The 19,400-nt window shown below is 66.8% G+C and carries 21 protein-coding genes; 9 read left to right on the top strand and 12 right to left on the bottom strand.

The window, feature by feature from the left end; all coding sequences use genetic code 11:
- Positions 1 to 6 precede the first annotated feature (6 nt).
- The 5 genes from galE to EV656_RS01295 are packed head-to-tail and all read left to right on the top strand — an operon-like array spanning position 7 to position 6,402.
- Positions 7 to 990, top strand: coding sequence for a UDP-glucose 4-epimerase GalE (gene galE, locus EV656_RS01275; protein ID WP_132598657.1), 984 nt, complete (start codon positions 7 to 9; stop codon positions 988 to 990).
- Complete coding sequence (locus EV656_RS01280) at positions 950 to 2,221, top strand: glycosyltransferase (protein ID WP_132598659.1); 1,272 nt, start codon at positions 950 to 952, stop codon at positions 2,219 to 2,221. Before galE ends, EV656_RS01280 begins: the two co-directional genes overlap by 41 nt.
- Before the next feature lie 41 nt (positions 2,222 to 2,262).
- Positions 2,263 to 3,273: a glycosyltransferase family 2 protein gene (locus tag EV656_RS01285; protein WP_132598661.1), complete on the top strand. Its 1,011-nt coding sequence runs from the start codon at positions 2,263 to 2,265 to the stop codon at positions 3,271 to 3,273.
- A complete protein-coding gene (locus EV656_RS01290; protein ID WP_132598663.1) occupies positions 3,270 to 4,967 on the top strand; it encodes a DUF5927 domain-containing protein in 1,698 nt (565 codons plus the stop codon). The genes EV656_RS01285 and EV656_RS01290 overlap by 4 nt, the downstream gene beginning before the upstream one ends.
- A gap of 1 nt (position 4,968) precedes the next feature.
- Entirely contained in the window at positions 4,969 to 6,402 is a 1,434-nt protein-coding gene (locus tag EV656_RS01295; RefSeq protein ID WP_322790427.1) for a nodulation protein NodH, read from the top strand.
- 1 nt (position 6,403) lies between these two features.
- On the opposite strand, the gene EV656_RS01300 is transcribed toward EV656_RS01295, so the two are convergent.
- The 10 genes from EV656_RS01300 to EV656_RS16690 all read right to left on the bottom strand — a co-directional run bounded on the left by EV656_RS01300 (position 6,404) and on the right by EV656_RS16690 (position 13,079).
- Positions 6,404 to 6,871 (bottom strand): PTS sugar transporter subunit IIA, encoded by a 468-nt coding sequence (locus EV656_RS01300; RefSeq protein ID WP_132598665.1) that lies wholly within the window; start codon positions 6,869 to 6,871, stop codon positions 6,404 to 6,406.
- 34 nt (positions 6,872 to 6,905) lie between these two features.
- Positions 6,906 to 7,469, bottom strand: a complete 564-nt coding sequence (gene hpf / locus EV656_RS01305; RefSeq protein WP_132598667.1) for a ribosome hibernation-promoting factor, HPF/YfiA family — start codon at positions 7,467 to 7,469, stop codon at positions 6,906 to 6,908.
- Between the two features lie 201 nt (positions 7,470 to 7,670).
- Complete coding sequence (gene lptB, locus EV656_RS01310; RefSeq protein ID WP_132598669.1) at positions 7,671 to 8,435, bottom strand: LPS export ABC transporter ATP-binding protein; 765 nt, start codon at positions 8,433 to 8,435, stop codon at positions 7,671 to 7,673.
- Positions 8,435 to 8,941 carry an LptA/OstA family protein gene (locus EV656_RS01315; RefSeq protein ID WP_322790428.1) on the bottom strand — a complete coding sequence of 169 codons (507 nt, stop codon included), beginning with the start codon at positions 8,939 to 8,941 and terminating at the stop codon, positions 8,435 to 8,437. The genes lptB and EV656_RS01315 overlap by 1 nt, the downstream gene beginning before the upstream one ends.
- A gap of 12 nt (positions 8,942 to 8,953) precedes the next feature.
- Positions 8,954 to 9,562, bottom strand: a complete 609-nt coding sequence (lptC, locus tag EV656_RS01320; protein WP_132598671.1) for an LPS export ABC transporter periplasmic protein LptC — start codon at positions 9,560 to 9,562, stop codon at positions 8,954 to 8,956.
- A gap of 4 nt (positions 9,563 to 9,566) precedes the next feature.
- On the bottom strand, positions 9,567 to 10,526 hold the full coding sequence (locus EV656_RS01325) for a KpsF/GutQ family sugar-phosphate isomerase (protein WP_132598673.1): 960 nt from the start codon (positions 10,524 to 10,526) through the stop codon (positions 9,567 to 9,569).
- Between the two features lie 8 nt (positions 10,527 to 10,534).
- Entirely contained in the window at positions 10,535 to 11,146 is a 612-nt protein-coding gene (locus EV656_RS01330) for a ribonuclease D (RefSeq protein WP_132598675.1), read from the bottom strand.
- A 152-nt stretch (positions 11,147 to 11,298) separates the two neighbouring features.
- Positions 11,299 to 12,621 carry an ABC1 kinase family protein gene (locus EV656_RS01335; protein WP_132598677.1) on the bottom strand — a complete coding sequence of 441 codons (1,323 nt, stop codon included), beginning with the start codon at positions 12,619 to 12,621 and terminating at the stop codon, positions 11,299 to 11,301.
- 140 nt (positions 12,622 to 12,761) lie between these two features.
- The gene (locus EV656_RS01340) at positions 12,762 to 12,908 is read right to left on the bottom strand and encodes a hemin uptake protein HemP (RefSeq protein WP_132598679.1); all 147 of its coding nucleotides are present in this window, start codon (positions 12,906 to 12,908) and stop codon (positions 12,762 to 12,764) included.
- 6 nt (positions 12,909 to 12,914) lie between these two features.
- A complete protein-coding gene (locus EV656_RS16690; protein ID WP_200276542.1) occupies positions 12,915 to 13,079 on the bottom strand; it encodes a hypothetical protein in 165 nt (54 codons plus the stop codon).
- Between the two features lie 202 nt (positions 13,080 to 13,281).
- Here EV656_RS16690 and EV656_RS01345 point away from each other — a divergent pair, with 202 nt between their 5' ends.
- Together EV656_RS01345 and EV656_RS01350 are read left to right on the top strand one after the other, a co-directional pair.
- Positions 13,282 to 14,400, top strand: coding sequence for an AAA family ATPase (locus EV656_RS01345; protein WP_132598681.1), 1,119 nt, complete (start codon positions 13,282 to 13,284; stop codon positions 14,398 to 14,400).
- Positions 14,397 to 15,758, top strand: a complete 1,362-nt coding sequence (locus EV656_RS01350; protein WP_243695664.1) for a vWA domain-containing protein — start codon at positions 14,397 to 14,399, stop codon at positions 15,756 to 15,758. The genes EV656_RS01345 and EV656_RS01350 overlap by 4 nt, the downstream gene beginning before the upstream one ends.
- 7 nt (positions 15,759 to 15,765) lie before the next feature.
- Here EV656_RS01350 and EV656_RS01355 read toward each other — a convergent pair whose 3' ends face one another.
- Positions 15,766 to 16,578 (bottom strand): class I SAM-dependent methyltransferase, encoded by an 813-nt coding sequence (locus EV656_RS01355; RefSeq protein ID WP_132598683.1) that lies wholly within the window; start codon positions 16,576 to 16,578, stop codon positions 15,766 to 15,768.
- A 76-nt stretch (positions 16,579 to 16,654) separates the two neighbouring features.
- Entirely contained in the window at positions 16,655 to 17,341 is a 687-nt protein-coding gene (locus tag EV656_RS01360; protein WP_242469005.1) for a hypothetical protein, read from the bottom strand.
- Between the two features lie 143 nt (positions 17,342 to 17,484).
- On the opposite strand from EV656_RS01360, the gene pncA reads away from it, so the two are divergent.
- Both pncA and pncB read left to right on the top strand, forming a co-directional pair.
- Entirely contained in the window at positions 17,485 to 18,093 is a 609-nt protein-coding gene (pncA, locus tag EV656_RS01365; protein ID WP_132598685.1) for a bifunctional nicotinamidase/pyrazinamidase, read from the top strand.
- A 2-nt stretch (positions 18,094 to 18,095) separates the two neighbouring features.
- Positions 18,096 to 19,388, top strand: a complete 1,293-nt coding sequence (gene pncB, locus EV656_RS01370) for a nicotinate phosphoribosyltransferase (RefSeq protein WP_132598687.1) — start codon at positions 18,096 to 18,098, stop codon at positions 19,386 to 19,388.
- Positions 19,389 to 19,400: the final 12 nt, after the last annotated feature.

Genomic DNA, 19,400 nt, shown 5'->3' on the forward strand with positions numbered 1-19,400 from the left:
GCCGGGATGACGCATGTTCTGGTGACGGGCGGTGCGGGCTATATCGGCTCGCACGCCTGCAAGGTGCTGGCGGCAGCAGGATACACCCCCGTCACCTACGACAACCTGTCCACCGGCTGGCAAGAGGCCGTGCAATTCGGCCCCTTCGAACAGGGCGATCTGATGGATCGCGCCCGGCTGGACGCGGTGTTCGCGCAATACGCCCCCGTGGCCGTGATGCATTTCGCCGCGTTCAGCCAGGTTGGCGAGGCAATGACCGACCCCGGCAAATACTGGCGCAACAACGTCTGCGGCTCGCTGACCCTGGTCGAGGCCGCGGTCGCGGCCGGCTGCCTGAACATGGTCTTTTCCTCGACCTGCGCGGTCTATGGCGATCAGGACGGCGTGACCCTGGACGAGGACAGCGCCCAGGCCCCCCTGAACGCCTACGGCGCCTCAAAGCGCGCGATCGAGGACATGCTGCGCGATTTTCAGGCCAGCCACGGCCTGAAATCGGTGATCTTCCGCTATTTCAACGTGGCCGGCGCCGACCCGGATGCGCAGGTGGGTGAATGCCACCGCCCCGAAACCCACCTGATCCCGGTGATGCTGCAGGCGCTGGACGGCCAGCGCCCGGCGCTAACGGTCTTTGGCACCGATTACGACACGCCCGATGGCACCTGCATCCGCGATTATGTCCATGTGATGGACCTGGTCGCCGCCCATGTTCAGGGCGTGAAATGGCTGCAAGAGGGGCGCGAAAGCCGGGTGTTCAACCTGGGCTCGGGCACGGGATACTCGGTCCGCCAGGTGATCGACGCCTGCCGCGCGGTGACGGGCCGCCAGGTGCCCCATGTGGAAGGCCCGCGCCGGGGCGGCGACGCGATGCGCCTGGTGTCGGGCAGCGTCCGGGCCGAACGCGACCTGGGCTGGCGGCCCGAACGCTCAGATCTGGAGACCATGATCGCCGATGCCTGGAGATGGCACCAACGCGGCCCCTATTCGCGATAGGCCGCCCCCGGCACGGCTGCTGGATGTCACGCGCCTGATCTCGCGCGCAGGGCGCCCGGGCGCGCTGACAGGCATCGACCGGGTCGAACTGGCCTATCTGGACTGGCTGTGCGGCCTTGATACGCCGGTTTTCGCACTGGCCCGGACGCGGGGCGGGTACGTTCTTGTGACGCGCGCGGGGATGGTCGCGCTGGCCGTAGCCTTGCGCGCCGGGGCCTGGCCGCCTGCCCGCCCGTTCGACCGCGCCCTGCGCCCGCAGCACCCGGATCGCGCGCGGGCAGAGGGTCTGCTGCGCCGCCACGCGGTCGGGCGTTGCCTGACACCGGGGCTGGCCCGAATGCTGCGCCGTCACCTGCCGCCGGGCACCGCCTGTTACAATGTCGGGCATGCCAACCTGACCGCGCGCACCTTGCGCGGGCTGGCGGCGGTGCCGGGCGGGCGGCTTGCGGTGATGATCCACGACACGATCCCACTGGATTACCCCGACTATGCGCGCGCGGGCGTGCCGCAGGCCTTTGCCGCCAAGCTGGCGCGGGTATCCGCCCGCGCCGACATGGTCATCTATAATTCCGCCGACACGCGCGCGCGGGCACAGGCGCACATGGCACGGATGGGCCGCGTGCCCCCCGGCCTGGTTGCGCCCCTGGGCATCGATCCGCCCCGGCCCGACCCGGCCGCCCTGCCCCCGGACCTGCCGCCGACCGCGCCCTATTTCATCGCCCTGGGCACGATAGAGCCGCGCAAGAACCACGCCCTGCTGCTGGATGTATGGGAGGGCTTCGCCGACGACCTGCCGCCGGGCGGCGTACCGACCCTGGTCATCGCCGGGCGGCGCGGCTGGCGCAACGAACGGACCTTTGCCCGGCTGGACGCCGCCCGCGCGCGCGGCCTGCCGATTATCGAGCGTGCGGACCTGTCCGACGGCGCCATCGCTGCGCTGCTGGACGGTGCCGCGGCCCTGTTGCAGCCCAGCCTGGCAGAGGGCTACGGCCTGCCCCCGCTAGAGGCCGCAGCCCAGGGAACCCCTGTCATTTGTACCGATTTACCCATCTACCGCGAGACTTTGGGGGCCTTCCCCGTTTACCTAAGCGGACGGGACGCCTATCCTTGGCGCCAAGCGATCCTTGAATTCGCGCAAGGCCGGGGCCGGCCCGGCGACAAGGACAGAGCGGGACCGGACATTCCGACATGGCAGGCGCATTTCGACACCCTGTTCAGCACCGGCGGCTAGACCGGGCCACCCCAGCCCCCCTGGCATGGGGGGGCGTGTGAATGGGTGTCGTGTCTGCCTATCGGCTGCGCCTGCAACGCCAGAGATGGCGCATCCGCGCCTTTCGCAAGCGGCGCGAGTTGCGCAAGGTCGCGCAGCGCACCGACGCGATCCGGCCCGATGATGTGCTGTGCTTTACCACCCTGCGCAACGAACGCATCCGCCTGCCCTATTTCCTGAAATACTACCGCGACATGGGTGTGGGCCATTTCCTGATGGTCGATAACGGATCCGACGACGGCACCCGCGAATACCTGGCCGAACAGCCCGACGTGTCGCTGTGGACCACCGACCGCAGCTACAAGCGCGCCCGTTTCGGCGTCGATTGGCTGAACTGGCTGACCCGCTGGTATGGCAAGGGGCATTGGTGCCTGACCGTCGATGTGGACGAATTCTTCATCTACCCGTTCTGCGACACGCGCCCGATCAACGCGCTGACCGACTGGCTGGATGCCTCCTCGATCAAGTCGTTCGGGGCGATGCTGATCGACATGTATCCCAAGGGCCCCATCGACGCGGTGCCCTACCGCGAGGGGCAAAGCCCGTTCGAGATCGCAAACTGGTTCGACAGCGGCAACTACACCATCAAAAAGAACAAGCGCTTCGGCAACCTGTGGATCCAGGGCGGCCCGCGCGCACGGGCGTTCTTTGCCGACCGGCCGGAACGGGCGCCCGCGCTGAACAAGATCCCGCTGGTGAAATGGCGGCCCGGCTATACCTATGTGAAATCCACGCACGAATTGCTGCCGCGGGGCCTGAACCTGGTCTATGACGAATGGGGCGGCGAAAAGGCCAGCGGCGCGCTGCTGCATGCCAAGTTCCTGCATACCTTCGTGGAAAAATCCGCAGAGGAGATGACCCGCCGCCAGCATTACGCCAACAGCCACGAATACCGCGCCTATAACGCGGTGCTGAAGGACGACCCGGACCTGTGGTGCAAGTGGTCCGAAAAATACATCAACTGGCGGCAACTGGAAATTCTGGGCCTGATGTCCAAGGGGAACTGGGCATGAGCGTGGGCTTCGTCATGCTGGCGCATACCGCGCTGGACCGGGCGGCCTCGGTCGCGCGGCACTGGGCGACCCATGACTGCCCGGTGGTCATCCATGTCGACCGGCGGGTCAAGCGCGACCAGGTCCAGAAATTCCGCGCGGGGCTGGCCGATCTGGAAAACGTGCGCTTTTGTCGGCGCTACCGCTGCGAATGGGGCACCTGGTCGATCGCGCAGGCCGCCATCGCGGGGGTTCAGACCGCGCTGACCGAGTTTCCCGAAATCAACCATGTCTACCTGGCCTCTGGCGCCTGCCTGCCCCTGCGCCCGGTCGAGGAATTGCGCGCCTACCTGGCAGAGCGCCCGCGCACCGATTTCATCGAATCCGTCACCACCGAGGATGTCCCCTGGACCATCGGCGGGCTGGACCACGAACGTTTTACCCTGCGTTTTCCGTTTTCGTGGAAACGCCATCGCAAGCTGTTCGACCGCTACGTCGCCTTGCAACGGCGGCTGAAGGTGCGCCGACGCATTCCCGACGGGCTGGAACCGCACCTGGGGTCGCAATGGTGGTGCCTGACCCGCCGCACGCTGGAAACGATCCTGAAAGACCCGGACCGGGACATCTATGAACGCTATTTCAGCCGTGTCTGGATTCCCGACGAAAGCTATTTCCAGACGCTGGTGCGCAAGCATAGCGGCCAGATCGAAAGCCGCTCGCTGACCCTGTCCAAGTTCGATTTCCAGGGCAAGCCGCACATCTTTTACGACGACCACCTGCAATTGCTGCGCCGGTCCGATTGTTTCGTGGCGCGCAAGATATGGCCGCGCGCGGACCGGCTGTACGATGCGTTCCTGGCGCCCGATGCGGGGATCAAGAACCGCGCCGAACCCAACCCCGGCAAGATCGACCGGCTGTTTTCCAAGGCGGTGGACCGGCGCACGCGCGGGCGGGCGGGGCTGTACATGCAAAGCCGCTTTCCGAACGAGGGGTGGGAAAACGGCCGGACCTGTTCGCGCTACTCGGTCTTTGAGGGGTTCGCAGAACTGTTCGTGAATTTCGAAACCTGGCTGGGCAAGACGCTGGGCACCCGGGTGCACGGGCACCTGTATCACCCCGACAGGGTGGAATTCGCGGGCGGCGAGACGATCTATAACGGCGCGCTGTGCGACAGCGCGCCCTTGCGCGACTACAACCCGCGCGCCTTTCTGACGAACCTGATCTGGGCGACGCGGGGCGAGCGGCAGTGTTTCCAGTTCGGCCCGCGCGACCGGCAGGATATCAGCTGGTTCATCGCGGGCGATCCCAACGCGCAGATTTCCGTCATCACCGGCGCCTGGGCCGTGCCGCTGTTCCATTCCCGGCAAAGCTTTGTCGACCTGCGCAAGCGCGCCGCGCATCTGCAACGGGTGGAACAGGGCCACCTGGATATTCTGCGTTCGCCCCACACGCGGGCGCGGGTGCGCATCTGGTCGATGGCCGATTTCGTGCAGAACCCGATGGAACCCCTGCAAACCATCATCGACGAGATCGCCCCGCGCACCCAAAGACGGCTGAGCGAGGCCCCGACGATGGTTAACCTGGACGGGTTCGGCCAGTTCCTGCAAAACCTGAAAAACCAGGGGATGCAGCCCTACCTGATGGGCGATTTCCCGGTCGGCGCGGACCCGTTGCCGCCCACACGCGCGCCCCACAAACCCTATCTGGTGAAGTGACGTGCCCGCCCAGCCCCCTTTCGACAGTTTCGTGATCTTCGCCGAAATGCGCACCGGCTCCAATTTCCTGGAGGAAAACCTGAACGCGGTGCCGGGCGTGCATTGCTATGGCGAGGCGTTCAACCCGCATTTCGTCGGCCACAAGGACAAGACCGCGATGCTGGGCGTGTCGCAGCAGGACCGCGACCGCGACCCCGATTGCCTGCTGGCGGCGATGCGCCGGGAAACCGACGGGCTACCCGGCTTTCGCTTTTTCCACGACCACGATGCGCGTGTGCTGGACCGGGTGCTGGACGACCGGCGCTGCGCCAAGATCGTGCTGACCCGCAATCCGGTAGATTCGTACATCTCGCGCAAGATCGCGGGCGAAACCGGGCAATGGCGGCTGACCGACATGAAACACGCCCGCCGCGCGGCGGTGGATTTCGACGCCGGGGAATTCGCCGCCTTCCTCGACCGTATCCAGGGGTTTCAACTGACCCTGCTGCGCGCGCTGCAAACCAGTGGGCAGACGGCCTTTTATATCGGCTACGACGATATCAACGAACTGGCGGTTCTGAACGGCCTGCTGGCCTTTCTGGGCGTCGGGGCGCGGCTGGACGCGGTATCCGCCCGGCTGAAGAAGCAGAACCCCGAACCCCTGTCCCAGAAGGTGACGAATTTCGAGGAAATGCAGCGGGCCCTGGCCGAGATGGACCGCTTCGACCTGTCGCGCACGCCGAATTTCGAACCGCGCCGCGGGCCCGCCGTGCCCGGCCATGTCGCCGCGCCCGACAGCGGGCTGCTGTATCTGCCGGTCAAGGGCGGGCCGGTCGAAACCGTCGAATCCTGGCTGGCCGCACTGGACGGGGCGGATCCGGGCGCGCTGCGGCGCGGGTTCACCCAAAAGACGCTGCGCCAGTGGCAGCGGTCGCATCCCGGGCATCGCTGCTTTTCGGTCGTGACGCACCCGCTGACCCGCGCGCACCGGGCCTTTTGCAGGCATATCCTGCCCACGGGCCCCGACGGTTTTCCCCGCATCCGCGAAACCCTGCGCGGCAGCTACAAGCTGCCCCTGCCCCAACAGGCGGCCGGCCCCGATTACGACGCGGCGGCGCACCGCGCGGCGTTCCTGGGCTTCTTGCGGTTTCTCAAGGGCAACCTTGGCGGGCAGACGGCGCTGCGCGTGGATGGCAGTTGGGCCAGCCAGTCCGCCATCCTGCAGGGGATGGCACAGGTGGTCCTGCCCGACATGATCCTGCGCGAGGAGCGGCTGGCCGAGGAACTGGCCTTCCTGGCCGCCGAAATGGGCAAGGCGGCAGCGGCGCCCGCGCCATGCGCGGAACCGGGACCAATGCCCCTGGCCGACATCTATGACGAAGAGATAGAGGACGCCGCGCACGAGGCGTACAGGCGCGATTACCTGGCTTTCGGCTATCGCGCCTGGCGCGGCTAGATCACGCCGCCTGGCTGGAGGCCTGCGCCTCTGTCAGGACGGCGTGCAATGTCGCCGGATCGGTATTGGCGCGCAGCTTTTCGCAGACGGTGGCATCGCGCAGCGTGCGCGACACAAGCGCCAGGGCCTTCAGGTGGTCGACGCCCGAGTTCAGCGGCGCGAACAGCGCCAGGACCAGATCCACCGGCTGACGGTCCACGGCATCGAAATCGATCGGCTTTTCCAGCCGCACAAAGGCGGCGCGCACATGCTCCAGCCCGGCCAGCCGCGCATGCGGCAGGGCCACGCCATGGCCGACGCCGGTCGGCCCCAGGCTTTCGCGGTCCTGCAACGCCTCGACGGCCTCGCTGGCGGACAGCCCGTAGGCGCCCGCCGCGATCTCGCCCAGTTCCTGGAACAGGCGTTTCTTGCTGGACATCTTGCCAAAGACGCGCACGGCCTCTGGCTTCAGAAGGGTGGACAGCTGCATGGGCCTCTCGCTTTCGCGTCGGATCCGCTTTGCGTCAGGTGTCGATCCAGCCCACGTTCCCATCCTCGCGGGCGTGCACGACGTTGATCTTGCCGTTCTTCTCGTTGCGGAAGACCAGCACGTCCTTGCCGGCCAGTTCCATCTGCATCACGGCCTCGCCGACGGAAACGGTGGGAATCTGGGTTTCCATCTCGGCGATGATCATGGGCTGCCAGGCTTCCGCGGTATCGTCTTCGGATTCCTCGGACGCGGCGATCACGTAGGCAGAGGCACCCATCAGCTCGACCGGCTCGCTGCGGTCGCGGTGGTGGTCCTTCAGCCGACGCTTGTAGCGGCGCAGCTGTTTTTCCATCTTGTCGCAGCAGCTGTCGAACGCGGCATAGATCTCGGTCGCATGCGCCTTGGCCTGGGCGGTCAGGCCGGTGGACAGGTGCACGGTGGCCTCGCACACGTATTCATGCGCGTTGCGCGAAAAGACGACGGTGGCATCGGTCGGGCGTTCGGCATACTTGGCCACGGCCGCGTCCAGTTCCTCGCGCACATGCGTTTGCAGGGCTTCGCCGATGTCGATCTGTTTTCCGCTGATCTGGTACTGCATCTTGACTCCTAGAATTGCCTGCGACGGCAGGGTTGCCCCCCGTTAAAGAAGGGGGGCGCCGGGGTCAACGGGGTTCGGATGGCGGCGCATCGCGGCGTGCCCCTTGGTCAACACGGGAAACGACTCGCCCCCGATACATCACCGGCCAAGTTGGCATCCAACCGGCCCCCACTGTCAACGCCCGCATCGCCACACGCGCGATCACGAAATCCGAAAGGACTGGCCCAGGTAGACACGGCGCACATTCTCGTCATGGATGACCTCCTGGGCGGTGCCGCTCATCAGCACCTGGCCGTCGTGCAGGATATAGGCGCGGTCCACGATTTCCAGCGTTTCCCGCACGTTATGGTCTGTTATCAGAACCCCGATGCCGCGCGTCTTCAACTCGGCCACCAGGGCGCGGATCTCGCCCACGGCGATGGGATCGACCCCGGCAAAGGGTTCGTCCAGCAGCAGGTAGGCCGGTTCCGCCGCCAGGCAGCGCGCGATCTCGACGCGCCGCCGTTCCCCGCCCGACAGCGACAGCGCGGGCGCGCGGCGCAGATGCTCGATGGCGAATTCCGACAACAGCTCTTCCAGCCGTTCGCGGCGGCGGTGCCGGTCGGAAACCGAGATTTCGAGGATCGCAAGGATATTGTCCTCGACGCTGAGGCCGCGAAAGATGCTGACCTCTTGCGGCAGATACCCCAGCCCCAGCCGCGCGCGGCGATACATCGGCAACCCGGTCACGTCCCGCCCGTCCAGCAGGACATGCCCGCCCTCGGGCATCACCAGCCCGGCCACAGCGTAAAAGCAGGTGGTCTTGCCCGACCCGTTCGGCCCCAGCAGGGCCACCACCTCGCCCCGGTCCAGCGACAGGCTGACATCGCGGATCACCGGGCGGCGGCGATAGCTCTTGCGCAGGTTCTGCACCGACAGGCCCTGTGCCGAGTGGGCGGCGGTAACTGGCGCAGGCTCGGCACGCATCACTGCGCCCCGGTCGCGGGCTGCAACACGGTGCGCACGCGACCCTCCATCGTGCCGGTGCCGCGGGCCAGGTCGGCCACCAGACGCTGCCCGGCCACCGCACCGTCGCCCTGGGTCAGCAGTACGTTGCCGGTCATCACCACCTGCGCATCGTCGACGGTATAGACCGCGCGGTCGGCCTCGGCGGCCTCGGCCTGCAGGGTCATCAGAACGTCGCCCTCTGCCTCCAGCCGGGCGATACGGCGGGGGGCGTCCTCTTGGGCCGGGCCGTAGATGACGGTCACCTGGCGGGCCGACAGGCGCAGCGCGCCCTGCTGGACCAGCACATCGCCCAGGAACTGCGCGGTGCCCGCGCCCTGGTCCACCCGCAGCGTTTCCGCTGTCACCTCTACCGGCTGGCTGCGATCGTGATCCGACAGGCCCAGGGCGATCTGCGTGCCCTGCGCGGGCGCCGCCGCGGGGGCAAGGGCGATGGCCAGCGCGACCATGACGACACGAAGCAACACTGCCAATCCTCCTTAACCCTCGGGGTCATATACCAGCCGGACACCGTCCTTGAAAACCAGAAGATACTGCCCCGGCGCCTCTGCCTGCTCGGTGATCCGCATGTGCCCGGCACTGATTCGGCCCACCGGCGACAGGCCCTCGACAGGGCCGTCGGTGACGATTTCGGTGCGGTCCAGCGCGGCGGTGGCGCGTTCGGTATCCAGGGTGTACCCGGCCGAGCTTTCGATATGCACGCCGCCCTCCAGCACGGTATGCCCGGCCTGCATGTCCAGCAGGCCCGACGCAGCGGTCAGTTCCGCATGGCCGCCATCGGGCATGTCCAGCCGCAGGTGCAGGGTTTCGGCGCTGGCCCGGCCCGCCTGCACGGGATCGGGGCGTGCCGCGTCGGCGGTCAGGGCGATGGCGGACCCGTCATCGGTCAGGCCCGCGTATTCCGGCGCACCGACACGCTGTTCGCGGGCCATCTCCTCGACATCGACGCGGGCAAAGGGCAGGCTGGGGCCCTCTTCCTCGCCGCGCGAGACCAGAAACAGCGTGGACAACAGCCCCAATGCGGCCAACGGCAGCACGATCCGCGCAAGTGCGACAAAGCGGGAATAGGCGTTGTCGTAAGAGGCCATGACCTCAGGCGACCCCGGCGCGCAGGCAGTCGTGGATATGCAGGATGCCCTGCGGGCAGCCCTGCGCATCGACCGCGAACAGGCAGGTGATCTGCCGGTCGTTCATGATGCCCAACGCCGCCTCGGCCAGTGCGTCGGCGCCGATGGTGCGGGGATTGGCGGTCATAACCTGATCCACGGTGCGGTCCAGCAGCCCCTCCATGTGGCGGCGCAAATCGCCATCGGTGACGATCCCGGCCAGCCGGCCATCGGCGTCGGTCACGCCCACCACGCCGAACCCGCGCTGACTGATGACCAGCAGCGCCTCTGACATGGGCGTGCCCGCGGCGACCAGCGGCATCTGGTCCCCGGCATGCATCAGGTCGCCGACCTTGGACAAACGCGCGCCCAGTTTTCCGCCGGGGTGGAAGGCACGGTAATGTTCAGGCGTGAACTGGCGGTGTTCCATCAGCGCCACGGCCAGCGCATCGCCCAGGGCCAGCGTCATGGTAGTAGAGGTCGTCGGCGCCAGCCCCATCGGGCACACCTCCTCGGCCGGGGGCAGCAGCAGCGCCACATCCGCCTGCCGCAACAGGGTGCTGCCCGCGCGCCCGGCCACCCCGATCAGCGGAATGCCGAAGCGGCGGGTATAGGCGATGATGTCGGCCAGTTCGGGCGTTTCCCCGGAATTCGACAGCACCAGGCAGACATCGCCGCGCCCCAGCATGCCCAGGTCGCCGTGGCTGGCCTCGGCGGGGTGGACGAAATGCGCGGGCGTCCCGGTCGAGGCAAAGGTCGCCGCGATCTTGCGCGCGATATGGCCCGATTTGCCCATGCCCGACACGATCACGCGGCCCGTCGCCGACAGGATCAGTTCCACCGCCTGGGCAAAGCTGTCGTCCAGCGCCTCGGCCTGCATGGTCAGCGCCTCGGCCTCGCGGGTCAGGACGCGGCGGCCGATGGTGATATATGTGTCGCGGTTCATGTGCGGCCTCAATGGGCGAAAATGTCGATCTCTGGCCAGCCGGCAAGGTCCAGCTTTGCACGGGTCGGCAGGAAGTCGAAACACGCCTGCGCGATCTCGGTCCGGCCCTCGCGCGCCAGCCGTTCGTCCAGCGCGTCGCGCAGCCGGTGCAGATACAGCACGTCAGAGGCAGCATAGGCGATCTGTGCATCGGTCAGATCGGGTGCCCCCCAGTCGGAACTTTGCTGCTGTTTGGAAATATCCACGTCCAGCATTTCCGACAGCAGGTATTTCAGCCCGTGCCGGTCGGTATAGGTGCGCACCAGCTTGGACGCGATCTTGGTGCAATAGACCGGGGCGGTCAGCACGCCGAAGGTGTGGTACAGCGCGGCGATGTCGAACCGGCCGAAATGGAACAGCTTCAGCACATTGGGATCGGCCAGCATCCGCGCCAGGTTGGGGGCCTCGGTCTGGCCCTGCTCGATCTGCACCAGATGCGCGTTGCCGTCGCCGCCCGACATCTGCACCAGGCACAGCCGGTCGCGATGCGGGTTCAGACCCATGGTTTCGCAATCGATGGCCACCACGGGGCCCAAGTCCAGCCCGTCGGGCAGGTCACGCTTGTAAAGGGTATTGGCCAAGGGGATGCCTTTCGTCACGGCTCAGCTTGGGATGTGGGCATAGAGAAAGGGGGGCCATGTTGCAACGGGGGCTGGGGCACGGCCCCGCCCCAGGCTGGCACGGGGCGGGTGATCCCCGATTTCGGGCGGCGGGTTCCACCCACCGTGCCCGCCTACATGTGCTTCATCATGATCGCCCGGATATCCACCTGCGCCTTCAGCCGGCTGGCCAGCAGGTAGACGCCGCCGAACTTGCGCTGCATGAACAGCGTGTCCATCGGCGGGATGTGCCAGAAATCGCGATCCTGCCCGATCTGCATGCCCGCATCGCGCATCCGCAGCGCCACGTCGTTATTGGCGAAATCGAACGCACCCTCGCGGTGCAGCGGTTCCATCGACATTTCGAACATGTCGATCATCGCCTTCTGGTGCTTGTCCTGGGTATCCTCTGCGAAGAAGCCGATATCCAGGATCGCCCGGCGCACCGCGTCGCGGTCCTGATCCAGGCCCGCGCGCATCAGGCGGCGGAAATCTTCGGCCATCTGGTCGCTGAATTCCCGCGTCGCACCGAAATCCAGCAGGATCACCTGGCCGGTTTCCGGGTTGTAGCGGTAGTTGGCGAAATTCGGGTCGGTCTGCATCACCTTGAACTCGAACAGTTCGCGGAACAGCAGGTCGATCAGCAATTCCATCACCCGGTTGCGCACCTCTTGCGGGGCATCAACCAGGGATTCCACCGCCACACCCTCGATAAAGGTCATGGCCAGCACGTTCTTGGTGGTCAGGTCGTCCTGCAATTCCGGCACGACATAGGCGTCGTCCGCTGCCAGCAAGTCCCCAAAGCGGCGCAGGTGGCTGCCCTCCAGCTCATAGTCCGCCTCTTCGTGCAACTGGCGCTTGGCCTCGTCCAGCATGGGGGCGACGTCCAGTTCCTTGGGGATCGCGCCCGAGTAACGCAGCAGGGCCGCAACGTTGTTCACGTCGCTGTCGATGCTCTTGCGCACGCCGGGGTACTGCACCTTGATCGCCAGGTCGCGCCCGTCCTTGGTCAGTGCGCGATGCACCTGCCCGATAGAGGCCGCTGCGATGGGCCGGGCGTTGAATTTCTGGAACTTGCCCAGCCAGCCCTCGCCCCAATTCTCGTTCAGCACCTTTTTCAGCTGGCCGCCGGGCATGTAATGGGCATCCGCGCGCAGGCGGCCCAGGATTTCCGACAGTTCAGGCGGCAGCATGTCGCCCGCATCCATCGAAATCAGCTGCCCCACCTTCATCGCCGCCCCGCGCATGTGGGACAGCTGGTCGGCCACCTTGCGCGCGTTGGCAGGCGTCAGCAGCAGGTCGCTGGCGCGGGGCCGCTTGCCCTGGGCCAGATGGCGCGCGCCGTCCACGGCCATGGAGCCCGCGATGTTTGAGGCCATGCCGCCGAAACGGGCCAGGCGCGACAGGCGCCCGCTGGGCACGGCAAGGGGGCGGGGTTCATATTTCTTCTCGGGCATAGGCGATCTCTCGAACGAAAAAGACCGCCCGCGCAGCGGTGCGGCGGGGGTCGCGGTAAACATTAGTTCTTTAGTTAGGTTTGAATCGCGTGGCGGCAATGCAGCGATTGTCGCAGGGCGCGCATCCGGGCGCGATCTGACTATTTCGTGAGAATCAGCTTGCCCGCGCGCGTGATGCGCAGCGTATAGGCCGTGCCGTCCAGCACGATCTGGGCACAGACCCCGCCGCCCGTCAGGTCGCGGGCGTCATGGGCGGGGGCCTGGCTGGATTGGGTGTCCTGGGTCATGGTCGATCAGGGGCGTCGTTCGATACGGTCGATCATGTGCTCGACGAACCGTTCGCCGGTGGACACCTCGAACAGGCCGGTGGCGATCATTTCGTTCCAGAAATCGCGCAACATGGGCGTCGTGGATCGGGCTTGGGTCGCAGGCTCTGCGGTTGTCCGGTGCTGTCGCATTCTCACCTCCATCGCGGTTCGAAGGTTTCCGGGCTGTGCCATGCGGCTGGCTGGGAATCTCTTCCTCAAACCTGATTTATTTAGTCGGACTTGTAAAGCCTGATTGTTTCACTTGGGATGTATTGGCCCGTCACCCCCCCGTGATCCGCCGCCAACCCGCCCTAGGTTGCCCGGGCAGGCAGACAACGATGCAGGAGGCAGGATGAGCGTAAACGCGATGACCGTATCGGCCGGCGAGGCGCTGGAGGTGCTGCGCGCCGGGTGGCAGGCGCAAGCGGCCGGGCACATGCTGGCGTCCTACATGATGCACGGGCGCCCCGGCGTGGGCAAAACCCAGGTGGTCGAGCAATTGGCAAACGAGATCGGCGCGCGACTGTTCGACCTGCGCCTGACCACGATCGAGCCGCAGGATCTGCGCGGCCTGCCCTATTACGACCACGACACCCAGAAAACCAAGTGGTACCGCCCCGAGGATCTGCCCGACGACATCGCGCATCCCGCGATCCTGTTCCTGGACGAATTGACCGCCGCATCGCCGATGCTGCAACCCACGGTCTATGGCCTGTTGCAGGAACGCCGGGTGGGGCGCCACTGCCTGCCCGATAACGTGTTCGTCGTGGCCGCGGGCAACACCGTAGAGGACGGCGCAATCGCCTATCAGATGAACACCGCCCTGTCGGACCGGCTGATCCATTTGCATGTGCGCGCCGCCGCCGCCGACTGGCTGGACAATTTCGCGGTACCACGCGGGCTGCACCCGACGGTGGTGGCCTTCATCCGCACGCGGGCCGACCTGCTGGACACCACCGAACGCGCCCTGGCAGAGGGGCAGTTGATTGCCACCACGCCCCGCAGTTGGGAAAGGGTCAGCCAGATCATGGCCGCCGTGCCCGACCGGCGCACCCGCAACGTGTTGATCGCCGGCACCGTGGGCGAGGCCGTGGCCGCCGAGTTTGCCATGATCGCCGACGACATCGCCGCCACCGTGCAGGTGCAGGATATGCTAGAGGCCGACCGCAAGGCGCGCATCGCGCTGTACCCGGCATCCATGCACGGGCTGAACGCCTTGATCTACGGGCTGATCGGCATCCTGGACGCGCGCAACGTGAACGGCGTGATCGAGGTGATGGCCGATATCCGCGACCTGGCCCGCCTGCGCGAGGAACCGGAGTTCAAGCGCATGCCCCTGGGCGAGTTGACGACCTATGGCTTTGAGGGGCTGATCCGCAAGGGGCTGGATCTGGGGCTGGGCGAACGCTTCCTGTCCCATGACGCCTACAAGACCTACGCCAAGGAACGGCAAGAGGCCGGGCTGGCGTGATCCCCCTTCGCCACTCTGCCCGCGCCACCCGCGCGCTGCAAAAGCTGGCCGAACAGGACCCGGCCTTTGCCGCGCTGGCCCTGTGGTGCCGCCATGCCGACAGCGATTTGCGCGATGGCCCGGCCTGGACCGATGGGCGGGCGATCCATTACGGCCCCGCGTTCGAGGGCCTCAGCCTGCCCGAACAGGTGGGGCTGGCCGCGCATCACATCCTGCACATCGCCTTTCGCCACGCCAACCGGGCGCAGGCGATGCATGTGCGGTTCGGGGATCGTTATGACGACGAACTGTTCAACCTGGCGACCGATGCCATCGTCAACGAAACCCTGATGCTGACCGGCCATATCCTGCCCCGCCCCGCGGTGCGGCTGACGGGCCTGCTGAAATCCACCACGCGCGAGGACATGACCGGCGAAGAGGCGGTAACCCGCTACGACGCGGAACGGCTGTATATCCGCCTGTTGCAGGACGACCCGCCCCCCCGGCGCCAGCCCGGCCGCGCGGGCGGATCGGACAGGGGCGGCGCGGGCAAGGCCACCGGGCAGTGCGGCGCAGGCGGCGACCGCCCCCGCCCCGGCGGCGACTTGGCCCAGGCCGCACGCGATTACGCCGAACAACAACGCTTTGCCCCCGATATCGACAGCGGCAAAGCGCAGGGACAGGACGCCAGCGGCGAGGAAGAGGCCGAGTGGCGCCAGCGCCTGGCCCGCGCGCTGGAGGCCGGGCGCCTGGCCGGGCACGGGCTGGGCATGTTGGGCCATCGGCTGGCCGACCTACCCAAGGTGCGCACGCCCTGGGAAACCGCCCTGCGCGGGTTGGTGTCGCGCGCGGTGCTGCAAGCCCCCCAGCCGCAGGCCACCCGCCCCGCCCGCCGCTGGATCGCGCGCGACAGCGCGGCGCGCCTGGCGGGCGAACCGACCCCCGCCTTTGAATCCGGCTGGCAACGCCAGCGCGAGATTCCGCGTATCGTCGTCGGCGTAGACAGTTCCGGCTCCGTTGAAACCATGCTGCTGGCCAGGTTCGCGGCCGAGGTCGCCGGAATCGCCAAGCGCACCGGGGCGGAAACCCATCTGCTGGTCTTTGACACGGCGGTACGCAACCGGGCCGTGCTGGGCGCGGGCGGGCTGTGGGAACGCCAGATCACCGACATCCTGTTCACCCGTCAGGGCGGCACATCCTTTATCCCCGTGATGGAAGAGGCACTGGCCCTGACGCCCTCTGCCATCGTGATCCTGACCGATTTGCAGGGCCCGTTCGGCCCGCCACCGCCCAAGGGGTTGCCCGTGCTGTGGGCCGTGCCCGGCGATCCGCCCGCAAACGGCCCGCCCTATGGCCGCGTCCTCAGCCTGGCGGCCTAATTCGCATTCAGCCCGGCTTGTGCGCGACGAAACAGGCCCAGGTGATGTTTGCCCCGGCCAGCGCCTTTTGCCAGCGCGCGATGCTGTCCGCGATGCGTGCGGCGGCCTGCGGGTCCAGCCCCGGCACGGGGCGGGACAACCGTTCGGCCAGCTTGTCGTAATGGGTGGCGATGTCCGCGGGGCGTTCCTGAACCACGGTCACGTTGAACCCCGCGGCAGTGGCCATGTCGATATAGTCGCGCGGGGTGGCACCGCCCCGCACACCCAGCCGGGCAAAGGCCGCATCGACCAGGTCCAGATCGGCCCCCTGCGCCGTCAGGATGTCAGAAAAGGCAAAGGTGCCGTCCGGTTTCAGCACGCGAAACGCCTCGGCAAAGACTTGCGGGCGGTCGGTGGAGTGAATGATAGCCTCTTGGCAGATCACCGCGTCCCATGTCGCGGCGTCGCTGTCCAGCGCGTGGAAATCGCCCAGGCTGACCGTGATCCTGTCGCCCAGCCCCGCCGCCGCATTCGCGCGGCGCGCCTCCTCGACACAGACACGGGATATGTCGATCCCCGCGGGCCGGCAGCCCCGTTCGGCCAGCATGCGCAGCGTCCCGCCATAGCCGCAGGCGATATCCAGCACCCGGTCGCCCGGTTTCAGCGCCGCAAGATCCAGCAGATGCGCCGTCATCGCGGCGGACGCCTGGGCGATGCTTTCCTGCCCGGTCTCATAGCGCCCGATATGAATGTCGGCCCCGCCCCAGACCAGCCGGTAAAAATCCGCGACCTCGCCCGTGTCGTAATAGGCGGCTGCGGCCGCGGCGTTGGTGTCGCTCATCCTGCCCTCCCGCTGATTGCACGGCGAAAGGGTAACATGCCCCCCGCAAGGGGCGGCTGGGGCGGAACGTCCCGGCTCAGGCAGTGGCCAGCGCGGCCAGCCGTGCGTGGGCGGAAACGCTGCGCGCCTCCAGCGTCACGTCATGCAGGAAACGGTTCAGCGCCAGGCTACAGGTATGCATGTGCTTTTCGGTCAAGGTGGCGTCGAACAGGTCGCTCTCGATGATCGCGCGCTCTTCCTCGGACAGGTCCAGCACCTCGGGTTCCGGCTCGGCGCGCTGGACCGAAACAAAGGTGACCGGCGCCAGCCGCGCCAGCGCGGATTGCTCGACCACCAGGTGCAACTCTCCGGCCGCCAAGCCGCGCTTCGCCGCGATCCGGGTCAGCACCTCGCGTCCGCGCACCGCCAGGGTATCGGCGCCGCGCTCGGCCTCTTCGGGGTCCATCAGGCGGCGGCGGCGTTCGGGGTTGTCCACCGACAAAACCCGCGATTCCACCAGGAACACGGCCAGGAACATCAGCGCTGGCGCCTGCCCGATCAGCAACGCCTTTTCGGGAAAGAACATCATCAGCACCGGAAAGGGGATCAGCGCCGCGCAGTAGCGCAGAAAGTTGATCTCCATCAGCATCCGCCAGTACATCTTGCCGCCCATCGACCCCGCCGGCAGCATCCCCTGCCCGAATCCGAACAGCCCGCGCGGCACCTTGCGAATCCGCAGGGCAGAGCGGTTGGATACCGTCGACGGCGTTATGACATGCAACATGGGCAGCCCCCGAAAACAGGCGAAAACGTCCCCTTGACCTAGGCCCGGGCGCCCCGCCGTCCAGCCCGCCGCGACAGGGGCGGCCATTGACCTGAGGGGTGCGGGTGCGTAACCCGGACACGACCCAGACCGGAGGACCGCCCATGCGACCCGCCAACGAAGCCCTGATCGTGATCGACGTGCAGAACGATTTCTGCCCCGGCGGGGCTCTGGCCGTTCCCGACGGGGACGCGATCGTGCCCCGCATCAACGCCCTGCTGGGCGAGTTTCAGACCCGCGTCTTTACCCAGGACTGGCACCCGGCCGATCACGCCTCTTTCGCCGCCAACCACGACGGGCGCAACCCGCACGAGGTGATCGACATGCCCTACGGCCCGCAGATCCTGTGGCCGGTGCATTGCGTTCAGGACACCCCCGGCGCGGCGTTCCACCCCGATCTGGACGTGGCCAAGGCCGACCATATCGTGCGCAAGGGCTTTCGCCCGGAAATCGACAGCTACTCGGCCTTCTTCGAGAACGACCACGAAACCCCCACGGGGCTGGACGACCACCTGTCGGCCCGCGGCATCGACAAGCTGACCATGGTCGGGCTGGCGATGGATTTCTGCGTGCTCTACTCGGCGCTGGACGCGGTCCGCCTGGGCTATGGCGTCACCGTGCTGGAGGGCGCCTGCCGCGGCATCGACCTCAACGGCTCGCTTGAGGATGCGCGCGCCACCATGCTGGACGCCACCATCGTGCTGGAGCCCTGACGATGGTGGACATCGCGACCCGGGTCTATAACCACAAGTGGAAGATCGACCCGATCGTGCGGTCCCTGATCGACACGGACTTCTACAAGCTGCTGATGTGCCAGTCGGTTTTCCGCAACAAGCCGGACACCCATGTCAGCTTTTCGATCATCAACCGCTCGACCGACATTCGCCTGGCCGACCTGATCGACGAGGGCGAGCTGCGCGAACAGCTGGACCATATCCGCAGCCTGAGCCTGGCCCGCGGCGAAAGCACCTGGCTGCGCGGCAACACCTTTTACGGCAAGCGCCAGATGTTCCGCCCCGATTTCATGGAGTGGTTCGAGAACCTGCGCCTGCCGCCCTACTATCTGGAACAGCGCGACGGCCAATATGAACTGACGTTCGAGGGCCGCTGGCCCGAGGTGATGCTGTGGGAAATCCCGGCGCTGGCCGTGATGATGGAGTTGCGAAGCCGCGCCGTTCTGGAACGGCTGGGCAAGTTCGAACTGCAAGTGCTGTACGCCCGCGCCATGACCAAGCTGTGGGAAAAGGTGGAACGCCTGAAACCGCTGGACCAGTTGAAGGTCGCCGATTTCGGCACGCGGCGGCGGCATTCCTTCCTGTGGCAGGACTGGTGCGTGCAGGCGATGATGGAGGGGCTGGGCAACAAGTTCATCGGCACCTCCAACTGCCTGATCGCCATGCGCCACGACATCGAGGCGATCGGAACCAACGCCCACGAATTGCCCATGGTCTATGCCGCGCTGGCCGAAACCGACGACGACCTGCGCCAGGCCCCCTACAAGGTACTGGCCGACTGGCACGAGGAACACTCGGGCAACCTGCGCATCATCCTGCCCGACACCTACGGAACCGAGGGGTTCCTGCGCAACGCGCCCGACTGGCTGGCCGGCTGGACCGGCATCCGCATCGATTCGGGCGACCCGGCCGAAGGCGCGGAAACCGCCATCCGCTGGTGGCAAGAACGGGGCGAAGACCCGCGGCAGAAACTCATCATCTTCTCTGACGGGCTGGACGTGGACCTGATCCACGACCTGTATGACCGCTTCCAGGGGCGGGCCAAGATCAGCTTTGGCTGGGGGACGCTGTTGACCAACGATTTCCGCGGACTGGTCCCCGATGACGGGCTGGCCCCGTTCTCACTGGTCTGCAAGGCGGTCAGCGCCAATGGCCGCCCCACGGTGAAACTGTCCGACAACCCGATGAAGGCGATGGGCCCCGAGGACGAGATCGCCCGCTACAAGCGGGTGTTCGGGGTCGGCGAGCAGGTCGCGCGAGAGGTGGTGGTCTGATCCAGCGGCCGC

The sequence above is a fragment of the Rhodovulum adriaticum genome (assembly GCF_004345735.1).
Classification (GTDB): Bacteria; Pseudomonadota; Alphaproteobacteria; order Rhodobacterales; family Rhodobacteraceae; genus Rhodovulum; species Rhodovulum adriaticum.